The 18,012-nt window shown below is 37.7% G+C and carries 15 protein-coding genes and 1 other annotated feature; of the genes, 12 read left to right on the top strand and 3 right to left on the bottom strand.

All coding sequences use genetic code 11. The features are described from left to right. Positions 1-184: 184 nt before the first annotated feature. From NIZ91_18955 to NIZ91_18925, 7 genes are all read left to right on the top strand, one after another. Positions 185-448, top strand: coding sequence for a YtzC family protein (locus NIZ91_18955; GenBank protein USY54782.1), 264 nt, complete (start codon positions 185-187; stop codon positions 446-448). A gap of 13 nt (positions 449-461) precedes the next feature. Next, positions 462-617 (top strand): glycogen biosynthesis protein GlgD, encoded by a 156-nt coding sequence (locus tag NIZ91_18950; protein ID USY54781.1) that lies wholly within the window; start codon positions 462-464, stop codon positions 615-617. A 169-nt stretch (positions 618-786) separates the two neighbouring features. After that, positions 787-1,983, top strand: a complete 1,197-nt coding sequence (locus tag NIZ91_18945) for an MFS transporter (GenBank protein USY54780.1) — start codon at positions 787-789, stop codon at positions 1,981-1,983. A gap of 160 nt (positions 1,984-2,143) precedes the next feature. After that, on the top strand, positions 2,144-3,466 hold the full coding sequence (locus NIZ91_18940; protein ID USY54779.1) for a GntP family permease: 1,323 nt from the start codon (positions 2,144-2,146) through the stop codon (positions 3,464-3,466). Positions 3,467-3,657: 191 nt separating this feature from the next. After that, positions 3,658-3,879 (top strand) — a binding site (T-box leader). A gap of 64 nt (positions 3,880-3,943) precedes the next feature. Beyond that, complete coding sequence (leuS, locus tag NIZ91_18935; protein USY54778.1) at positions 3,944-6,358, top strand: leucine--tRNA ligase; 2,415 nt, start codon at positions 3,944-3,946, stop codon at positions 6,356-6,358. Between the two features lie 122 nt (positions 6,359-6,480). Continuing rightward, positions 6,481-6,792, top strand: a complete 312-nt coding sequence (locus NIZ91_18930; GenBank protein USY54777.1) for a rhodanese-like domain-containing protein — start codon at positions 6,481-6,483, stop codon at positions 6,790-6,792. A gap of 371 nt (positions 6,793-7,163) precedes the next feature. Next, entirely contained in the window at positions 7,164-7,343 is a 180-nt protein-coding gene (locus NIZ91_18925; protein USY54776.1) for a sporulation protein Cse60, read from the top strand. Between the two features lie 4 nt (positions 7,344-7,347). Here NIZ91_18925 and NIZ91_18920 read toward each other — a convergent pair whose 3' ends face one another. Continuing rightward, entirely contained in the window at positions 7,348-8,622 is a 1,275-nt protein-coding gene (locus tag NIZ91_18920) for an NAD(P)/FAD-dependent oxidoreductase (GenBank protein USY54775.1), read from the bottom strand. Between the two features lie 208 nt (positions 8,623-8,830). Here NIZ91_18920 and NIZ91_18915 point away from each other — a divergent pair, with 208 nt between their 5' ends. Continuing rightward, positions 8,831-10,477, top strand: coding sequence for a polysaccharide biosynthesis protein (locus NIZ91_18915; GenBank protein ID USY54774.1), 1,647 nt, complete (start codon positions 8,831-8,833; stop codon positions 10,475-10,477). Positions 10,478-10,537: 60 nt separating this feature from the next. Then, positions 10,538-11,254: an rRNA pseudouridine synthase gene (locus NIZ91_18910; protein ID USY54773.1), complete on the top strand. Its 717-nt coding sequence runs from the start codon at positions 10,538-10,540 to the stop codon at positions 11,252-11,254. 181 nt (positions 11,255-11,435) lie between these two features. On the opposite strand, the gene NIZ91_18905 is transcribed toward NIZ91_18910, so the two are convergent. After that, positions 11,436-11,657: a DeoR family transcriptional regulator gene (locus NIZ91_18905; GenBank protein USY54772.1), complete on the bottom strand. Its 222-nt coding sequence runs from the start codon at positions 11,655-11,657 to the stop codon at positions 11,436-11,438. 391 nt (positions 11,658-12,048) lie between these two features. On the opposite strand from NIZ91_18905, the gene pepV reads away from it, so the two are divergent. Next, positions 12,049-13,452, top strand: coding sequence for a dipeptidase PepV (gene pepV / locus NIZ91_18900; GenBank protein USY54771.1), 1,404 nt, complete (start codon positions 12,049-12,051; stop codon positions 13,450-13,452). Positions 13,453-13,495: 43 nt separating this feature from the next. Here pepV and cysK read toward each other — a convergent pair whose 3' ends face one another. After that, positions 13,496-14,434, bottom strand: coding sequence for a cysteine synthase A (cysK, locus tag NIZ91_18895; GenBank protein USY57233.1), 939 nt, complete (start codon positions 14,432-14,434; stop codon positions 13,496-13,498). A 259-nt stretch (positions 14,435-14,693) separates the two neighbouring features. Here cysK and NIZ91_18890 point away from each other — a divergent pair, with 259 nt between their 5' ends. Both NIZ91_18890 and pulA read left to right on the top strand, forming a co-directional pair. Next, positions 14,694-15,647 carry an NERD domain-containing protein gene (locus NIZ91_18890; protein ID USY54770.1) on the top strand — a complete coding sequence of 318 codons (954 nt, stop codon included), beginning with the start codon at positions 14,694-14,696 and terminating at the stop codon, positions 15,645-15,647. Between the two features lie 92 nt (positions 15,648-15,739). Continuing rightward, positions 15,740-17,884, top strand: a complete 2,145-nt coding sequence (gene pulA / locus NIZ91_18885) for a type I pullulanase (GenBank protein USY54769.1) — start codon at positions 15,740-15,742, stop codon at positions 17,882-17,884. The last annotated feature ends 128 nt before the right edge of the window (positions 17,885-18,012 follow it).

Raw genomic sequence — 18,012 nt, 5'->3', positions numbered from 1 at the left:
TCCTTTATCTATCTACGGTACGTGCCCTAAATACAACATCAAATTGTATCAGAAAAAAAGGAAAGTTCCAAAGGCAATTTGAAATTCTATATTTTACAAATGATTTTTTCTAGAGATATGTCGTAAATTTGCCCAAAGATGAGCAAAATACATCTGAAACTAAAGAGTGTGGAGGGAGATACCCATGGCAACACGTCAATCAGTAGATAAGCTTCTTCAACAATGTGAAGATGCGCTCCAATATGCGCAAAGTCAATTGTCTGAAGGAATGAAACAGGAACATTACAACGATACAGAATATACAAAGGCACAGCTTGGTCTTGAAAATGCCTATAAAGAACTTGAAGAGCTTGCTCATAGCGCAAATGATCAACAACGTGAACAGCTTTATCGTATGCGCCTTCAAATTCAGCAGATCCAAAACCGAATGATTTTAACTGAACATTAAGGGGGAAACAGTGATGGCTACTCGTTCAAACCAGAATAATCCGGAACAAAAAACAAAAAATGGAATCAACAATAACGATATTGAAGCAGGTAAAGATTTTGATCCTGTAAAAGAATTAAAAGCTCGTAATAGCAAGCGTGCACAGCCTGATAAATCGAAAACAAAGTAAGGTAAAAAGAGCGCGAAAGTATTTGCTTTCGCGCTCTTTTTCAATAGAAAGTTAATTGAAAACATTTTTAATTGACTTTCTATATGCTAACTCATTGCGAAATGCAGTAGAAAGGACTAGAATGTACGTTGGCTTTAAAAGTTCTCAACAATTGAAAGGAGAAATAGATATGCCAAAGTCATTATGGTTTTTAATCATTGGAATGTTAGTGAATGTTACAGGCGCTTCGTTTTTATGGCCTTTAAACACAATTTATATACATGATCATCTTGGTAAATCATTATCGGTAGCAGGCTTTGTTTTAATGCTAAATGCTGGTGCTAGCGTAATCGGTAATCTTATTGGAGGTACTTTATTTGATAAAATAGGTGGATACAAATCCATTTTGTCCGGTATTATTATTACTTTGATAGCATTAGTCGGGTTAGTTTTTTTTCACGATTGGCCTACATACGTGGTACTGCTTGTGATCGTTGGTTTCGGATCTGGAATTGTATTTCCATCTATGTACGCAATGGCCGGGACAGTTTGGCCAGAAGGGGGACGTAAATCTTTTAATGCTATTTATGTAGCTCAAAATGCCGGGGTAGCCATTGGTGCAGCTCTTGGCGGAATTGTAGCTTCTTATTCATTCACCTATATCTTTTTAGCAAACACGTTACTGTACGTAGTTTTTTTATTGATTGCATTTTTTACGTACAAGAACATTTCAGTTACAGGTTCAGCTCAAACGAATGTATTGCAAGAGGCTAAAGGAATTAAAAATCACTATAAGCTGATTGCTCTATTAACGTTATGTGTGGGCTATTTGCTGTGCTGGATGGCATATGTACAGTGGCAAACAACAATTGCTACTCATACATTAGAGCTTAACATCCCACTCTCTCAATACAGCATGCTTTGGACAATAAACGGCATTTTAATCGTTGCAGGACAACCGTTTATTGTACCAGTTGTACAAAAGTTTGCAAAAACGTTAAAAGTACAAATTATGATTGGGACGGCAATCTTTATTGCATCTTTTGTCATTGTTCTACAAGCCACGACTTTTGTAGACTTTTTAGTTGCAATGATTGTTTTAACAATTGGAGAAATGTTTGTTTGGCCAGCAGTACCTGCGGTAGCAAACGAATTGGCGCCAAAAGGTAGAGAAGGATTTTACCAAGGTATTGTAAACAGTACGGCTACAGGAGGAAGAATGATTGGTCCTGTTTTCGGTGGAATGATGGTAGATCATTTTGATGTTTCTATACTTGTGTATAGCTTAATTGCTTTTCTGTCCTTAACATTTTTCACAACATGGTTTTATGATGTGAGAATTAGAGAAAAGTCTACAAAACGTTATCAAGTAACGGTTTCAAAATAAATAAAAATCTAAAAAGCGGTGCTATATAGCATCGTTTTTTTGTTCTATAAAACCTGGCATGTCTCAATGGTTTGTCTAATAAGATAGTAGAAGTCAACAGAGAGGAGGTTATTCTCCACTTAATTGTAAACGCTTTCTAAAGTAAAAGGGGGAAGAAAACGTGCTTAGTATGATCGGATTAATTGGTGGTTTAGTCTTACTTATTGTGCTTACGATGAGAGGGATGAACCTATTAATTGCAGGACCTTTAAGTGCTTTGCTAGTAGCTTTAACCAGTGGAATGCCTCTGTTTCCACAGCTTGTTAAAGAAGGTGAAATAAACTTTGTTGGTAACTATATGTCCGGATTTACAGGTTTCGTGACATCTTGGTATCTAATGTTCTTACTTGGAGCAATCTTTGGAAAAGTGATGGAAGACAGTGGTGCAGCTGATAGTGTTTCAAAATGGATTGTAGAAAAGCTCGGTATGAAAAGGGCTGTATTAGCCATTGTTTTAGCCTGTGCTGTATTAACTTATGGCGGAGTCAGCTTGTTTGTCGTAGCTTTTTCTGTGTATCCTATGGCGGTAAGTTTGTTTAAGCAAGCTAACCTTCCACGACGTTTTATTCCAGCTGCTCTTGCTTTTGGTTCTGTTACGTTTACAATGACTTCAGCTGGGTCACCTGAAATTCAAAACTGGATTCCAATTGATTATTTGAATACATCACCTTATGCAGGTTGGGAAGTAAGTTTAATTGTGGCTGTATTAATGGCAGTGTTTGGCTATTGGTGGTTGAGGAAAATTATTACAAAAGCAGTGCGAAACGGTGAGCACTTCGTTGAGAGAGAGGCGGACCCAAGAACGGAGGAAGGAAGAGAGTTACCTCATCCATTGCTTAGTTTAATTCCTTTAGTTGTCGTTCTTGTTTGTTCATTTGTATTCCATAATTCATTGATGCAATCAGCTCTTATCATTGCTTTATTAAGTGGGATTATCGCTACGTATGTATTAAACCGTCGTTACTTTAAAGACTTCTGGGGAGCGCTATCTGAAGGGACGATGGGTGCTTTGATTGCAATTGGAAATACGGCAGCTGTTGTTGGATTTGGTGGAGTAGCCAAAGCAGCTCCTGCTTTTAACGTCGCTGTCGAAGCAATGACTAGTATTCCGGGCAGTCCATTAATTGGAGGCGCCATTGCAGTAAGCGTTATTGCAGGGATGACCGGATCAGCATCCGGTGGCCAAGCGATTGCCTTACCTCTATTAGCACCACACTATATGGATGCCGGTGTTAATCCTGAAGCACTTCATCGGGTTGTGGCCATTTCATCTGGGGTATTGGACTCACTTCCTCATAATGGATATGTTGTAACAACAATTAACGCCATTTGCGGTGAAACGCATAAGGATGCCTATGGATCCGTTGCAGCTATGACTGTGGTTGTTCCCCTCGTAGGGTTAGCGGTAGCTATTGCTCTCTTTACATTTGGAGTAGGTATTTAAAGAGTAAGAGGTTCAGCACATGGACATTTTAGCTGTTTATGTGCTGAATGTTTGGATATTTCTTGAAAAAGTGGGCATTATGTATGTTTTTAAGAGATTTGTTTATAAATAAGAAGAGAAACTTTGATAAAATGGTGTGAACAACTTGCAGTTTAATCACATATTATTTACAATACAAGGTAGTTACTATATGAAAAGCATTGAGAAGGAATAGTAGTGGGCGATACGAGCAAAGAGAGTTGACGGTTGGTGGGAGTCAACAAACGACCGTTCATGAACTCACCTTTGAGCTGTAAATGTGAACAAAGTAGCATTTATCGTCATCCGCGTTAAGGAAAATGAGTGAGTACATACATAATTTGTGCTAATGTGGGTGGTACCGCGGGAAGTTTATTCAACCTCTCGTCCCTTTCTTAAGGGATGAGGGGTTTTTTATAGTTCTAACACCATTGTCTTAAAATAGAAGGAGGAGTATTCATGGCCTTTAACCATAAGCAAATTGAGAAGAAGTGGCAACAGGTTTGGGAAGAAAATCATACATTTAAAACGACTGAAGATAAAGGAAAGCGTAAATTTTATGCGCTAGATATGTTTCCATATCCATCTGGAGCTGGCCTACATGTAGGGCATCCAGAAGGGTATACAGCAACAGATATTTTATCTCGTATGAAGCGTATGCAAGGATATAACGTACTTCATCCAATGGGATGGGATGCATTTGGGTTACCAGCAGAGCAGTATGCGTTAGATACAGGAAATGACCCAGCGCAATTCACAGAGCAAAATATTAACAACTTCCGTCGCCAAATCAAATCTCTAGGTTTCTCATATGACTGGGAGCGTGAAATCAATACAACAGATCCAAGCTACTATAAGTGGACGCAGTGGATTTTCTTAAAGTTATACGAAAAGGGATTAGCGTATATTGATGAGGTTGCGGTAAACTGGTGTCCAGCTCTTGGGACGGTATTAGCGAACGAAGAAGTTATTGATGGTAAAAGTGAGCGTGGGGGTCACCCAGTAGAACGACGTCCAATGAAGCAGTGGATGTTAAAAATTACTGCTTATGCAGATCGATTACTGGAAGATTTGGAAGAATTAGATTGGCCAGAGAGCATTAAAGAAATGCAGCGTAATTGGATTGGTCGTTCTGAAGGGGCACATGTTCACTTCACAATTGATGGACATGATGAAACGTTTACTGTGTTTACTACGCGCCCAGATACTCTTTTTGGCGCGACGTATGCCGTATTAGCACCAGAGCATCCATTTGTGGATAAAATTACAACAGCTGAGCAAAAAGCAGCAGTAGGTGCCTATATTGAGAAGATTAAAAGTAAAAGTGACTTAGAACGTACAGATTTAGCAAAAGATAAAACAGGTGTATTTACAGGAGCTTATGCGGTTAACCCAGTAAATGGCGAAAAAATGCCAATCTGGATTGCAGATTACGTATTAATGAGCTACGGAACAGGTGCAATTATGGCAGTTCCAGCTCACGATGAGCGTGACTATGAGTTTGCTGTTAAGTTTGAGCTTCCAATTAAGGAAGTTGTAGCAGGAGGAGACGTTTCGAAAGAAGCGTATACAGGAGATGGCGAGCACGTTAACTCTGACTTCTTAAACGGCTTAAATAAAGAAGAAGCAATTGAAAATATGATTGCTTGGTTAGAAACAAACAAAAAAGGTGAAAAACAGGTTACGTATCGATTACGCGACTGGTTATTTAGCCGTCAGCGTTATTGGGGAGAACCAATTCCAGTAATTCATTGGGAAGACGGTACAACAACACCTGTTCCAGAAAGCGAGCTGCCACTAGTACTTCCAAAAACAACGGAAATTAAGCCTTCGGGTACAGGGGAATCACCATTAGCAAACATTGATGAATTTGTAAACGTAGTAGACCCAGAAACAGGTAAAAAAGGCCGTCGTGAAACAAATACAATGCCACAATGGGCTGGAAGCTGCTGGTACTACTTACGCTACATTGATCCAAAAAATGAAGATGCATTGGCTGATGCAGAAAAATTAAAAGAATGGTTACCGGTTGATATTTACATCGGTGGTGCAGAGCATGCCGTTCTTCACTTATTATATGCTCGCTTCTGGCACAAGTTTTTATATGATATCGGAGTAGTACCGACAAAAGAGCCGTTCCAAAAGTTATTTAACCAAGGAATGATTCTTGGTGAGAACAATGAAAAAATGAGTAAATCAAAAGGTAACGTTGTGAACCCGGATGAGATTGTTGAAAGTCATGGTGCAGATACACTTCGTCTATATGAAATGTTCATGGGACCTTTAGATGCTTCCATTGCTTGGTCAACAAAAGGTTTAGATGGAGCAAGACGCTTCATCGATCGCGTATGGCGTTTGTTAATGGATGACAACTGTGAACTAAGTGATAAAGTGAAAGAAAGCGATGATAAAACATTAGAGCGCGTATACCACCAAACGGTGAAAAAGGTAACGGAAGATTATGAAGGGCTTCGTTTTAATACAGCTATTTCACAATTAATGGTGTTTATCAACGATGCATATAAAGTTGATGTTCTTCCAAAACAATACGTGGAAGGCATTGTGAAGTTACTTGCACCGATTTGTCCACACGTTACAGAAGAGCTGTGGAATAAACTTGGTCATGAAGAAACAATCTCATATGAGGCTTGGCCTGCTTTTGATGAAGCAAAATTAGTAGATGATGAAGTTGAAATTGTTGTTCAAGTGAACGGTAAAGTACGTGCAAAGCTAAACGTTCCAGCCGAAGCATCACGCGAACAGCTTCAAGATATCGCAATGGCAAATGAAAGCGTGCAAGAGCAAATTGAAGGCAAGACTGTCAGAAAAGTGATTGCTGTGCCAGGTAAATTAGTAAACATTGTAGCAAACTAAGAACTAATAATAGAGGTCTGAGGCAAGAGCCTCAGGCTTTTTTTATGTAAGTAGAATTTCATTTATCACTTTTGTTACAATAATAGCAGAGGCACGAATACATAATGAGAGGGTTGAAAAAGATGGAACAAGTAAAAGAAATTACAACAGAAGAGCTAAAGAAGCGTTTGGAACAAAATGAAGAACTTGAGCTAGTAGACGTTCGCGAAGATGAAGAAGTAGAAGAAGGTATTATTCCAGGGGCAAGACATATTCGCATGAATGATATTCCTTCACATATTGATGCTTTTGATAAAGAAAAAGAATATATCTTTATCTGTCGCTCAGGTCGCCGTAGTGAGAACGTATGTTATTACTTACAAGAGCAAGGATACAAAGTGCGCAACATGGTTGGCGGTATGCTTGAATGGGAAGGCGAGATAATTAAAAAGTAAATGAACCAAGCCGAGGCACAATCGTTTCAGCGAATGAGATACTCGAACTATCGAAAGGTAATGACTTTTGATAGCTTGGGTATCTTTTTGTCATTCTCAAAACCAGCTGGAAAATTAGTGGAAGAAACGCAACTTCTGTGGAAACTGAAGGAAAGGCTGATACCTTATAATCCGATGGAGTAAAATGGTTATTTGAATTTTAATATTTTAGTGGAGGTATCATTTATCTTCTAGCAAGAATTAGTTGGATTTGTTCCACACTCTTTTTAATTCAACGTATAAATTTTATAAGAATGTCTATAGTGATTGATACATATATTAATAGAAGTGTCCAAGCAGTGATAATCATGGGATGAAAGTGGTGTCGCGGTGTGGTTCAAGTAAAAGTATTTGATAAAGAGCATGAAAAAGATCTAGAAGTAGCTCTAAATCGCTTTTTGAAAAAATTTGATGATGACGATATTGTAGACATTAAGTATCAGGTCACAGTAGATGTGGATCGAGATGAACAGGTATACTGTTTTTCAGCAATGGTCATATATAAAGCCTAGCGCATTAATGCGCTAGGCTTTTGGCATACTCTCCTGCATTTGTTCCAGCAAGCCTTCCTGTTACTAAAGCTGACGTAATGTTATAGCCGCCTGTATAGCCATGAATATCTAAAATTTCGCCGCAAAAGTAAAGGCCATTCATGAGTTTTGAAGACATTTCTTTTGGGTGAACTTCCTTTACGGATACGCCTCCACCCGTTACAAATGCTTTTTCAAGAGATAACGTTCCATTTACAGAAAACGTAAATCGTTTCATCAAACCGACAAATTCACGAAGGCGATCATGCGAAATTTGTCCTGCAAGCTCTTGCTCTTCAATATGAGAAGCTTGAAACAAAAATAGTAAATAGCGCTCAGGCACAAATCCTTTTAACACATTTTTGATTGCTTTTTTGGGCTCTTCTTTTAAAAGTGAAACAACTTTTTGAAAGAGGTTTTCTTCGTTTATATCTGGAAATGAGTCAATCATCATTTCAACAGTCGTTGTCTTTTGCTTTTTAAGCTCTTTGACAACATATTGACTGCAGCGTAATACGGCAGGTCCAGAAATTCCAAAGTGCGTAAAAATCATATCCATTCGATGCGTAATAACTGGCTTTCCTTTTTTATTTAAAACGCTTAACCCGACGCTACGTAATGATAAACCTTGCAATGTTTTTTCTCGAATAAATGCTTCGTTTGAAGTGACGGGAACTTCGGTTGGGTAAAGTTCTGTAATGGTATGCCCTGCTGCTTCTGCCCAAGCGTATCCATCGCCTGTAGAACCTGTATGAGGAACAGATTTTCCTCCAACAGCTAAAATAACTGCCTTGGTGTGGATTACTTCACCTGTCTCTAACTGAACTTCTTTTACTGCATTGTTCTCATATACAACTTTTCGTACAGGCGTGTTTGTGCGTACATGAACGTTTAAACGCTTTAGCTCACCAATCAGTGCATCAACGACTGATTGTGCCTTATTTGATACGGGAAACATGCGTCCGTGATCTTCTTCCTTTAAAGCAATTCCAAGGTTTTCAAAAAACGAGATAATATCTTCGTTATTAAAAATTGAAAATGCACTATATAAGAAGCGTCCGTTTCCTGGAATGTGCTTAATAATTTCATCAATTGGAAGTCGGTTCGTGACGTTACAACGTCCACCACCCGAAATAGCTAGCTTCCGGCCTAGCTTTGTTCCTTTGTCTACTAATAGTACCTTTGCGCCTTTTTCACCAGCTGCAATCGATGCCATCAAACCAGAAGGTCCTCCTCCGATTACGATTACATCATAAATCATATCTTCACCAACCTGTCTATTTTATAAAATTTGAGTTTGTTCACTGACAAATGAACAAACTTTGGATAAAATGGGCTATAGTCTTGTTTTTTTTCTAGCTGCTAGCAGCAGTTAACATTAAAGCATGTCTGAAATAAAACTGCAACTTGATTCCTTTTTATTTTATCACTATTATCAAAGTGTAACATTACGTATCGGAGGCAAGCTTATGTCTGATTCAAAGCTATTACGAGGAACATTTGTGTTAACGTTAGGAACATATATTTCTCGTATACTAGGAATGATTTATATTTTTCCATTTGCAACGCTCGTTGGAGCTGTAGGTGGAGCCTTATTTGGTTATGGGTATAACCAATATGCTATTTATCTAAGTATTGCAACGGCAGGAATGCCGATGGCTGTTTCAAAATTCGTATCTAAATACAATGCAATGGGTGATTATTATACGAGTAGGAGAATGTATCGTGCAGGCCTTAAGCTAATGCTTGTCACAGGAATTTTATCTTTTCTCTTACTTTATTCTTTATCTCCTTTTATTGCGAATTTAACACTGGGAGGAGCAGATTTAGATAATTCGTTAGAAGACGTTGTCATGGTTATGCGTATGGTGAGCGTGGCGCTTCTTGTCGTACCTATTATGAGTTTAATGCGTGGATTTTTCCAAGGACACCAGTCTATGGGACCAACTGCTGTTTCACAAGTTATTGAACAGTTTGTCCGCGTTGTCTTTTTACTCGCTTCTACGTACATCGTGTTAAAAGTTGTCGGAGGCAGTCTAGCCTTAGCGGTTGGATTTGCAACGATGGGGGCATTTGTAGGTGCGCTCGGTGGATTAGCTGTCTTGTTATGGTATTGGAAAAAACGAAAGCCTCATTTAGATAAGATGGTACAAGAGCAAAAAGTTACGCCAACGCGTATTTCAACGGTTTCTATTTTTAAAGAGTTGTTTACGTATTCTATTCCGTATGTGTTTGTTGGGCTTGCAATTCCGCTTTACCAGTATGTTGATCAATTTACATTTAACCGTGCAATGGTAGCTGCAGGCCAAAAAGAAATTGCGGAGACGATGAATGGGATTGTGCAATCTTATGTACCAAAGCTAGTAATGATTCCTGTTTCATTAGCTACTGCTTTTGGATTAACGCTGGTTCCAACAATTACACGATCGTTTGTGAATCAAGATTACACGGCTCTTCAAAAGCAGATTGACCAGACGTATCAAACGATTATGTTCTTAGTATTACCAGCATCAGTTGGTTTGATGGCTTTAGCAGGTCCAGCCTATGGAACATTCTTTGGTATAGAAGACGTTAAAGCTGGCGGAACAGTCCTATTAGCTTACGCACCAGTGGCGTTATTATTTTCATTTTTTACTGTGAATGCTGCGATTTTACAAGGTGTGAATAAACAAAAATATGCGGTAATCAGTTTAGCATTTGGTCTAATTGTGAAAATTATTTGTAACGTACCATTTATTTATCTATTTCACGAGTTAGGCTCTATTTTAGCAACGGCTCTTGGCTATCTTGTATCTATTGCATATACATTTTATCTCATTAAAAAGTATGCGAATTATGATTACCAAGCATTTATCAAACGTACAGTATTAATCTTTATCTTCGTTGCTATTATGGGATTAAGCGTTAAAGTACTTTCCTTTATTTTAGGTTTCTTCCTAATGTACGATCAAAGCCGTATTGCAGCTGTAGTAATTACCTTTATTGGAGCAGGTGTTGGAGGGGTTATATACGGTGTAGCTACGTATCGTTCGACATTATTAGAGCGAGTAATGGGAAAACGAATTATCAACATAATTGAACGAAAAATTTTACGCCGTCGTCCAGCGAACGGTTAAGAATAGAGTGACTCATTCAATGGGTCACTTTCTTTTCGAATATAAATAGAGGGGGATTTTATGAGATTAGATAAGCTATTAGCTAATATGGGTTATGGCAGTCGAAAAGAAGTAAAAGGGTTATTAAAAACAGGAGCAGTAAAAGTAAATGGTAAAGCGATTAAAGACGCTAAGCTACATGTGGACCCAGAAGCTGAAGAAGTGTCCGTTCACGGAGAGATTATTGAATACAAAGAATTTATTTATTTAATGATGAATAAACCGCAAGGAGTAATTTCTGCTACAGAAGATCATCAACATGAGACAGTTGTTGATTTATTAGAAATTGACGACGCTATTTATGACCCATTCCCAGTGGGAAGACTAGATAAAGATACGGAAGGATTACTGTTATTAACAAATGATGGACAGCTTGCTCACCAGCTGCTTTCACCGAAAAAGCATGTTCCTAAAACGTATTTTGCGATTATTAATATGGAAGTGACAGAGGAAGACGTGGAGGCATTCAGAAAAGGAGTTACACTAGATGATGGATACGTTACGAAACCCGCAGAGCTAACAATCTTAAGAAGCGGTGAATCATCTGAAATTGAGCTAACCATTGTGGAAGGGAAATTTCATCAGGTAAAGCGTATGTTTGAATCGAGAGGTAAAAAAGTAACATACTTAAAACGAATTTCAATGGGTTCGTTGTCGTTAGATGAAGAGTTGGAATTAGGTGAATATCGAGAGTTAACGGAAGGTGAGCTAAATTTATTAAGGGGAAAAAAGGAATAAGAGGCGAAAGAAAAAGGAACCTGTACATAAATTGGTTCCTTTTTGTTCACTCTACGCAAGTGAAACAATTCACGTTTAAATGCACCGAAGTAAAGTCGGACATTCAAAGATACTCAACACACATGGTGAAAAGTATGAGGAATCTTTATCTCTGTATATAAATACTTACCTTTGAAACTTACTAGGATGAAATCTTGACCTTCTTCTCTGTCGTCGTCCATGTACCACGACTTGGACTATGAACTAAATCATTGTATGCTAAGACATTTAAATCACGCTGAATAGTTCTAGGAGTGATACCAAACTCATCAACAAGCTCTTGAGTAGTAACAGTTCCCTTTTTACTAATGAACATGTAAACGGATTTGATACGCGTTAGCATTCGATTAGTTGAAGGTTTCAAAAAACCACTTCCTTATTCGTTTTTCGTAAGGCACAACTTCTTTATAACTTTGAGATGTCAAGCACTATTTAAGTCCTCAGTTACATTGTACACAAAAAACCATAAAAAATAAAAGGGTAAAGCTTAATTTAATAATTAATTTACAAAAATTGATATAAATGAGATAAATATGTACTTTTTTGGCAGGTCTCCTTTCTTAAGCTATACATTATTTATTTAATGTATGCAAAATATAACCAAATAGACCTATTCGAGCATAAATTTAGAGAAAAGGTTACAACCCTTTACCCTTTTTGCAGCTAATTAAACACCTTAGATGCTTTTTAAAAAAAGGTGTGATAAAGTGGAAAATAGTACAAATTGAATACTTCTGAAATGGTGGAGGATAAATATGGAAGCTATCAATTGGATGGAAGAAGTCAAAAAAAGAGAACGCGATATCTTGGAAGAAACGAAACGTTTTTTACAAATTAAAAGTGTTCTCGATGAATCTATAAAAGAAGATGAGCCGTTTGGAGAAGGAGTAGCTAAAGCTCTTCATTTTTTATTGGATAAAGGACATGCTGATGGTTTTGTAACTAAGAACGTAGATGGATATGCAGGACATATTGAATTAGGAGAAGGAAAAGAATTAATAGGAGTTTTATGTCACGTTGACGTCGTACCTGAAGGTGATGGTTGGTCTGTTGATCCATACGGTGGCGAAATTAAGGATGGGAAAATTTTTGCCCGTGGAGCCATTGATGATAAGGGACCAACAATGGCTGCTTATTACGCTATGAAAATTGTGAAAGAGTTGAAGTTGCCGCTCTCAAAACGCGTACGTATGATTATTGGAACGGATGAAGAAAGCGATTGGAGATGTGTAGATCACTACTTTAAACATGAAGAAATGCCAACGATGGGTTTTGCTCCAGACGCTGACTTTCCTATTATTTACGCAGAAAAAGGAATTACCGATGTGGAGTTACACCAACAACCGATTCAAGGTACAGACGGAGAGTATGTATTAATATCACTTGAATCTGGTCGTCGCTATAATATGGTGCCTGATTATGCAAAAGCAGTTCTTGCTGTGAAAGAAGAAGTAGACTTGAAAAAAGCGTATGAGAACTTCTTAAATAAACATGACGTAAAAGGTACAGTTGAATTCAACAACAGCCGATATACGATTACTTTAGAAGGGGTATCGGCACATGGAAGTGTTCCTCAAAAAGGAAAAAATGCAGGGCTGTTGTTAGTAAGTTTTCTACATGAATTAGCATTAAATGAACAAGCAAGACAGTTTATTACATATGTTAATCAATATTTTGTAGACGATACAATTGGTAACAAAATCGGTTTGCATGTTCGAGATGATGTAACAGGTGACTTGACCGTAAACGTTGGTATTTTATTTTACACTGATGAGAAAGCCGGGCAAATTGGCTTAAACATTCGTTATCCAGTTGCCGCTAATATTGACAGTATTATTTCTACACTCAAGAAACAAAGTGAGACCTATCAAATCACTGTTAAGCATTTTTCTGATTCAAAACCCCATCATGTAGATAAAAACCATGAGCTTATTAAAACGTTACAGCAAGTGTATCAAGACCAGACAGGAGAAGAACCAACGCTTATTTCTATCGGTGGAGGTACATATGCACGAGCATTAGAAGCGGGAGTAGCATTTGGCCCACTCTTCCCTGGAAGAGAAGAAGTGGCCCATGAAAAAGATGAATATATGGTGGTCGAAGATTTAATGAAAGCAACAGCCATTTATGCACAAGCTATTTATGAATTAGCTAAGTAAAAGAAAAAGACGCTCAAAAGCATGAGCGTCTTTTTCTAACTTATTATGAATCAAAAGAGAATAAATCACTTGATAAGTAGCGTTCGCCTGTATCGCAGGCAATGCACACAACGACTTGGTCAGGGCTTAGTTTTTTAGCTACCTCGATAGCAGCATAGCAAGCTGCACCAGAGGATGGGCCAACTAAAATCCCTTCTTCAGCAGCCAGTCTACGCGTAATATCATACGCTTCTTCATCTTTAATCTTTAAAATTTCATCATATACATCCACATTTAAGGTATTAGGTATAAAGCCGGGGCTTGTTCCTACAAGCTTATGCTTTCCTGGTTTTCCACCTGATAAAACGGGAGAGCCAGCAGGTTCCACTACATGAACGCTCATGTTTGGATAGCGTTCTTTTAGCGCTTCACCAGTTCCTGTTATTGTACCGCCAGTACCTGCTGTAGCAACAAATGCAGCTAATTCTTTATTTAAATCATCCATTGCTTCGACGATTTCTTTTGCCGTGGTGTGGCGGTGCGCGTCTGGATTAGCTGCGTTTTTAAATTGCATCGGCATAAAAGCATTTGGAATTTCTTTTGTTAATTCTTCTGCTTTACGAATAGCTCCTGGCATTTTTTCATCTCCTGGTGTTAGCACAACTTCAGCCCCGTAAGCTTTTAATAAGTTGATACGTTCTTGTGTCATAGTATCTGGCATAACTAGAATTGAACGATAACCTCTTGCTGCAGCATTCATAGCTAATCCAATTCCAGTATTGCCACTAGTTGGCTCAATTATAGTTGAATTTGACTTTAAAAGGCCTGCCTCTTCAGCTTTAACAATCATATTAAAGGCAGCGCGATCTTTTACACTCCTGCTGGGATTGAAGAATTCAAGCTTTAAATAAACGGATGCACCGTCAGCTGGCTGAAGGCGATTCAATTTGACAAGGGGCGTATCCCCAATTAAATCTGCCATGTTGTTAACAACTTTCATTATAACCATCCTTTGCATCGATAGAATTAATAATCTTTTTTAACTTAGTATAGACAACAATAGTGTACAGCTACACTTTCACAGTCAGAAAAAGACGTGTTTTTTCTATCATAACATAATCTATCGCCTTAGTAGGATAAAAGGGTTTAAGCATCCTGTTTCACTAAAAAGCTCTAATTACTAGTGGTATCTTTGTTTTAATATTAGTAAAATTGAACCATAAAAACAATCTGGCAGCTTTTAGCGAGGAGAATGATTTGATATGGCGCAACTTATTAAGATACAAGACTATCTTTCACGCTATGAGAGAGATTTGTATCATTATTCATCTCAATTTACACGTGTGAAACAACATAATTGGGATAGAGCAAAGGATTATTTTTACAATGGAAAAGAAGCGGATATAGCTGAGTTAGAAGAATCCCTGACTCCAGAACAATCGCTTTTTCAAAAGGTAAAGTTCTTCTTTAAAAAAGATGAACTAGTTGAAATAGATAAACAATATATGGAGGTAGCAATAGAAAAAGAAGAAGGAGAAGAAAGCTTTGATGCTGAAAATCTCACTACGTTCGTGACAGACCCTAAAAACCTACAAGATTTAAAAGTGTTGTTTTTAGAAAACGTTTTTCAAATGCAAATGAGGTGGGCGACATCAACTTTATTTGAGCTTTCAAATGCAGATAAGCGATATTTTTATGATGAAAAGCTTCAATATTTTTTGAAAAGTTTTCCTGATACGTTTCTACTTATGTATAAGCCTGTGTTTTTAGTGAAAAAAGCCCCTGTTGAAGCAGAGGTCATTTTAATTACGCCTACAGAAACTATCTGCATTGCAATGGTTGAAGGGAAAAATGGCTCTGTGTTTCAGTATTCAAAAGAAAATTTTTGGACAGAGTTAATAGGGAAAGACAAAAAGAAAGTGTTAAATCCTGTGCTTGGATTAAATAGAACGGTGCAACTCGTAAAAAGCCTTTACCAATCGCATAACATTGATCGACCTATTCGAAAAGTATTGCTGAGTCGTAATGGATTCTTTGACTCTCCTAAAGAACCTTATCAAATTGATTTTATTGATAAGAGGAATTATGAAGAATGGTTCTATAGTTTAAGGCGTTTATCAGCACCTTTAAAATTTAATCAGCTTCAAGCAGCTGAGGCACTTTTAAAACATAGTCAAAGCATTTATTTTGATCGAAGTGAGAATGAATCATTTTGATGTGAAATTTAGTATTTATCTAATAGAAAATGCTTTCATTTCTCCAATTTGAACATATAATGCTCATAATAAGTTATGTAGGAGGAGAACAGATGGCTTATGATGATCAAAGATTTGAAGCATATTTAGATAAGATGGATATGGTTACCGTTCTTGTTCCTAAATCTTACTACAATGGAGAAGTGAATTCGCTTTGCTTAATGAGAGGTGACCAATCTCTTTCTTTAACGTTAAAGGATAAAAAAGTCTTACATGAAGCTATAAAATATGAATACTATTGTCCAATGAAAGTAGAGATTGGTGAAGAGTATCGAGTGGTAGAAGAACGTGGTGCGAAAGCAGACTTAAAGATAGGAGCCGTCATCCGGACTCCTGAATTCGATGATGCTTTCTTTTATAATGAATCAGATTTGGGCGTGAGTTTTACTACCCAACATATCCAGGTGAAAGTATGGGCACCAACTGCTACGGATGTAAAAGTAAAGCTTATCAATCCTGAAACTTTAAACAAAGAATATATTAGCATGACTCGCCTGACAAAAGGAGTTTGGACTGCGGCCTGTGGACTTGAAAAAGAAGGGTATTACTACACATTTGAGGTAACGGTCAACGGCGTTACGAGAGAAGCTGTTGACCCTTATGCAATAGCAGCATCAGTAAATAGTAAATATGGTGTGCTGGTGAATTTAAAAAAAACGAAGCAGTCACCGGTGCAAAAGGCTCCGCTTCCAAACCCTACCGATGCCATTATTTATGAAGTGCACATTCGTGATTTTACCATTCATCCCTCCAGTAACGTGTCCAGTAAAGGAACATATGCAGGATTTACTAGAGCGTCAACAGAAAGCGGTGTATCAACAGGCTTAGCTTACTTGAAGGAACTTGGTATTACACATGTGGAGCTTTTACCAGTTAATGATTTCGATGGCGTAGATGAATTGAATCCTTTTGATGCTTACAATTGGGGCTATAACCCACTCCTATTTAATGTCCCGGAAGGTAGTTATTCTTTGGATCCGACCAATCCAGTAGCCCGTATTCTAGAACTAAAGGAGCTTATTCAAACCGTTCATGAGAATGACTTGCGTGTTATACTTGATGTCGTCTATAACCATGTGTATATAAGAGAAGAATCTTCATTTGAAAAGATTGTTCCAGGCTATTTCTTCCGCCATGATGAATTTGGAATGCCTTCTAATGGAACTGGTGTAGGAAACGACTTTGCTTCTGAGCGTAAGATGGCACGCAAATTTATCGTGGATTCGGTTTTGTTTTGGGTGAAAGAATATGATGTTGATGGCTTTCGATTTGATTTAATGGGAATTTTAGATATTGAAACGATGAATATGATTCGACAAAAGCTGTTTGAATATGATTCATCGATTTTACTATTCGGTGAAGGTTGGGATTTAAATACCCCTTTATCCTCAGAGGAGAAAGCAACCATTTATAATTCTGATAAGGTACCAAACATCGGTTTTTTTAATGATCGTTTTCGAGATTTTATTAAGGGAAGTACTTTTAACATCTATGATAAAGGTTTTATTTGTGGTAACACTCATCGAATAGACGAAGTAAAGCAAGTAGTAGCTGGCAGTGTTTCTTATCAAAAAGGAGAAAAGTATTTATTTACCCAGCCTACCTCCTCAATAAATTATGTAGAATCACACGATAATCATACTTTGTGGGATAAATTGAGTAAGTGTAATTCCCATGAAGAGAAGCGAATCTTGCAAAAGAGGCAAAAGCTTGCAAGTGCAATGGTGTTATTAGCTCAGGGAATACCTTTTCTACATGCAGGACAAGAGTTTTACCGAACAAAAAAAGGCGTTGAAAATAGCTATCGTTCCCCAGATAGCATTAATCAATTTGATTGGGAACAGCGAAAGATTTATAAAGAGGATATCAAATGGCTACAAGCAGTGATTCAGCTAAGAAAAGCACACGGCGCTTTTCGCTTTCATACAACTGAGCTCATTAGGAAGCATATGAAGTTCTTAGAATCAGTACCAGAAGTTGTTGCATATTCTCTTGTTAATGTAGAAGAGTACGGACCATGGAAAGATATTATTGTCGCGTTTAACCAAGACACATCGACTCGTTATATTAACCTGCCACCGGGAAATTGGCATGTTGTAATTGATGGAGAAAATGCTTATCAGTATCCATTTACAAAAGTCCTTTCAGGTAAAACAGCCGTTCCTGCAGTTGGAGTTTTAGCATTATTTAAAACATAAGTGCTATTCTGCTACTTGACGAGAAAAGCGGGAAGAGGATAAAATTTATGAAGGATAGCTATTGGTATATGTCCGCAATAGCTGTCTTTTTTATTTAATAAAACAAATACACGTTGTTGATGATATAA

The sequence above is a fragment of the Bacillus sp. 1780r2a1 genome, assembly GCA_024134725.1.
Classification (GTDB): domain Bacteria; phylum Bacillota; class Bacilli; order Bacillales; family Bacillaceae_H; genus Priestia; species Priestia aryabhattai_A.
This window is presented reverse-complemented; position numbering and strand designations above follow the sequence as displayed.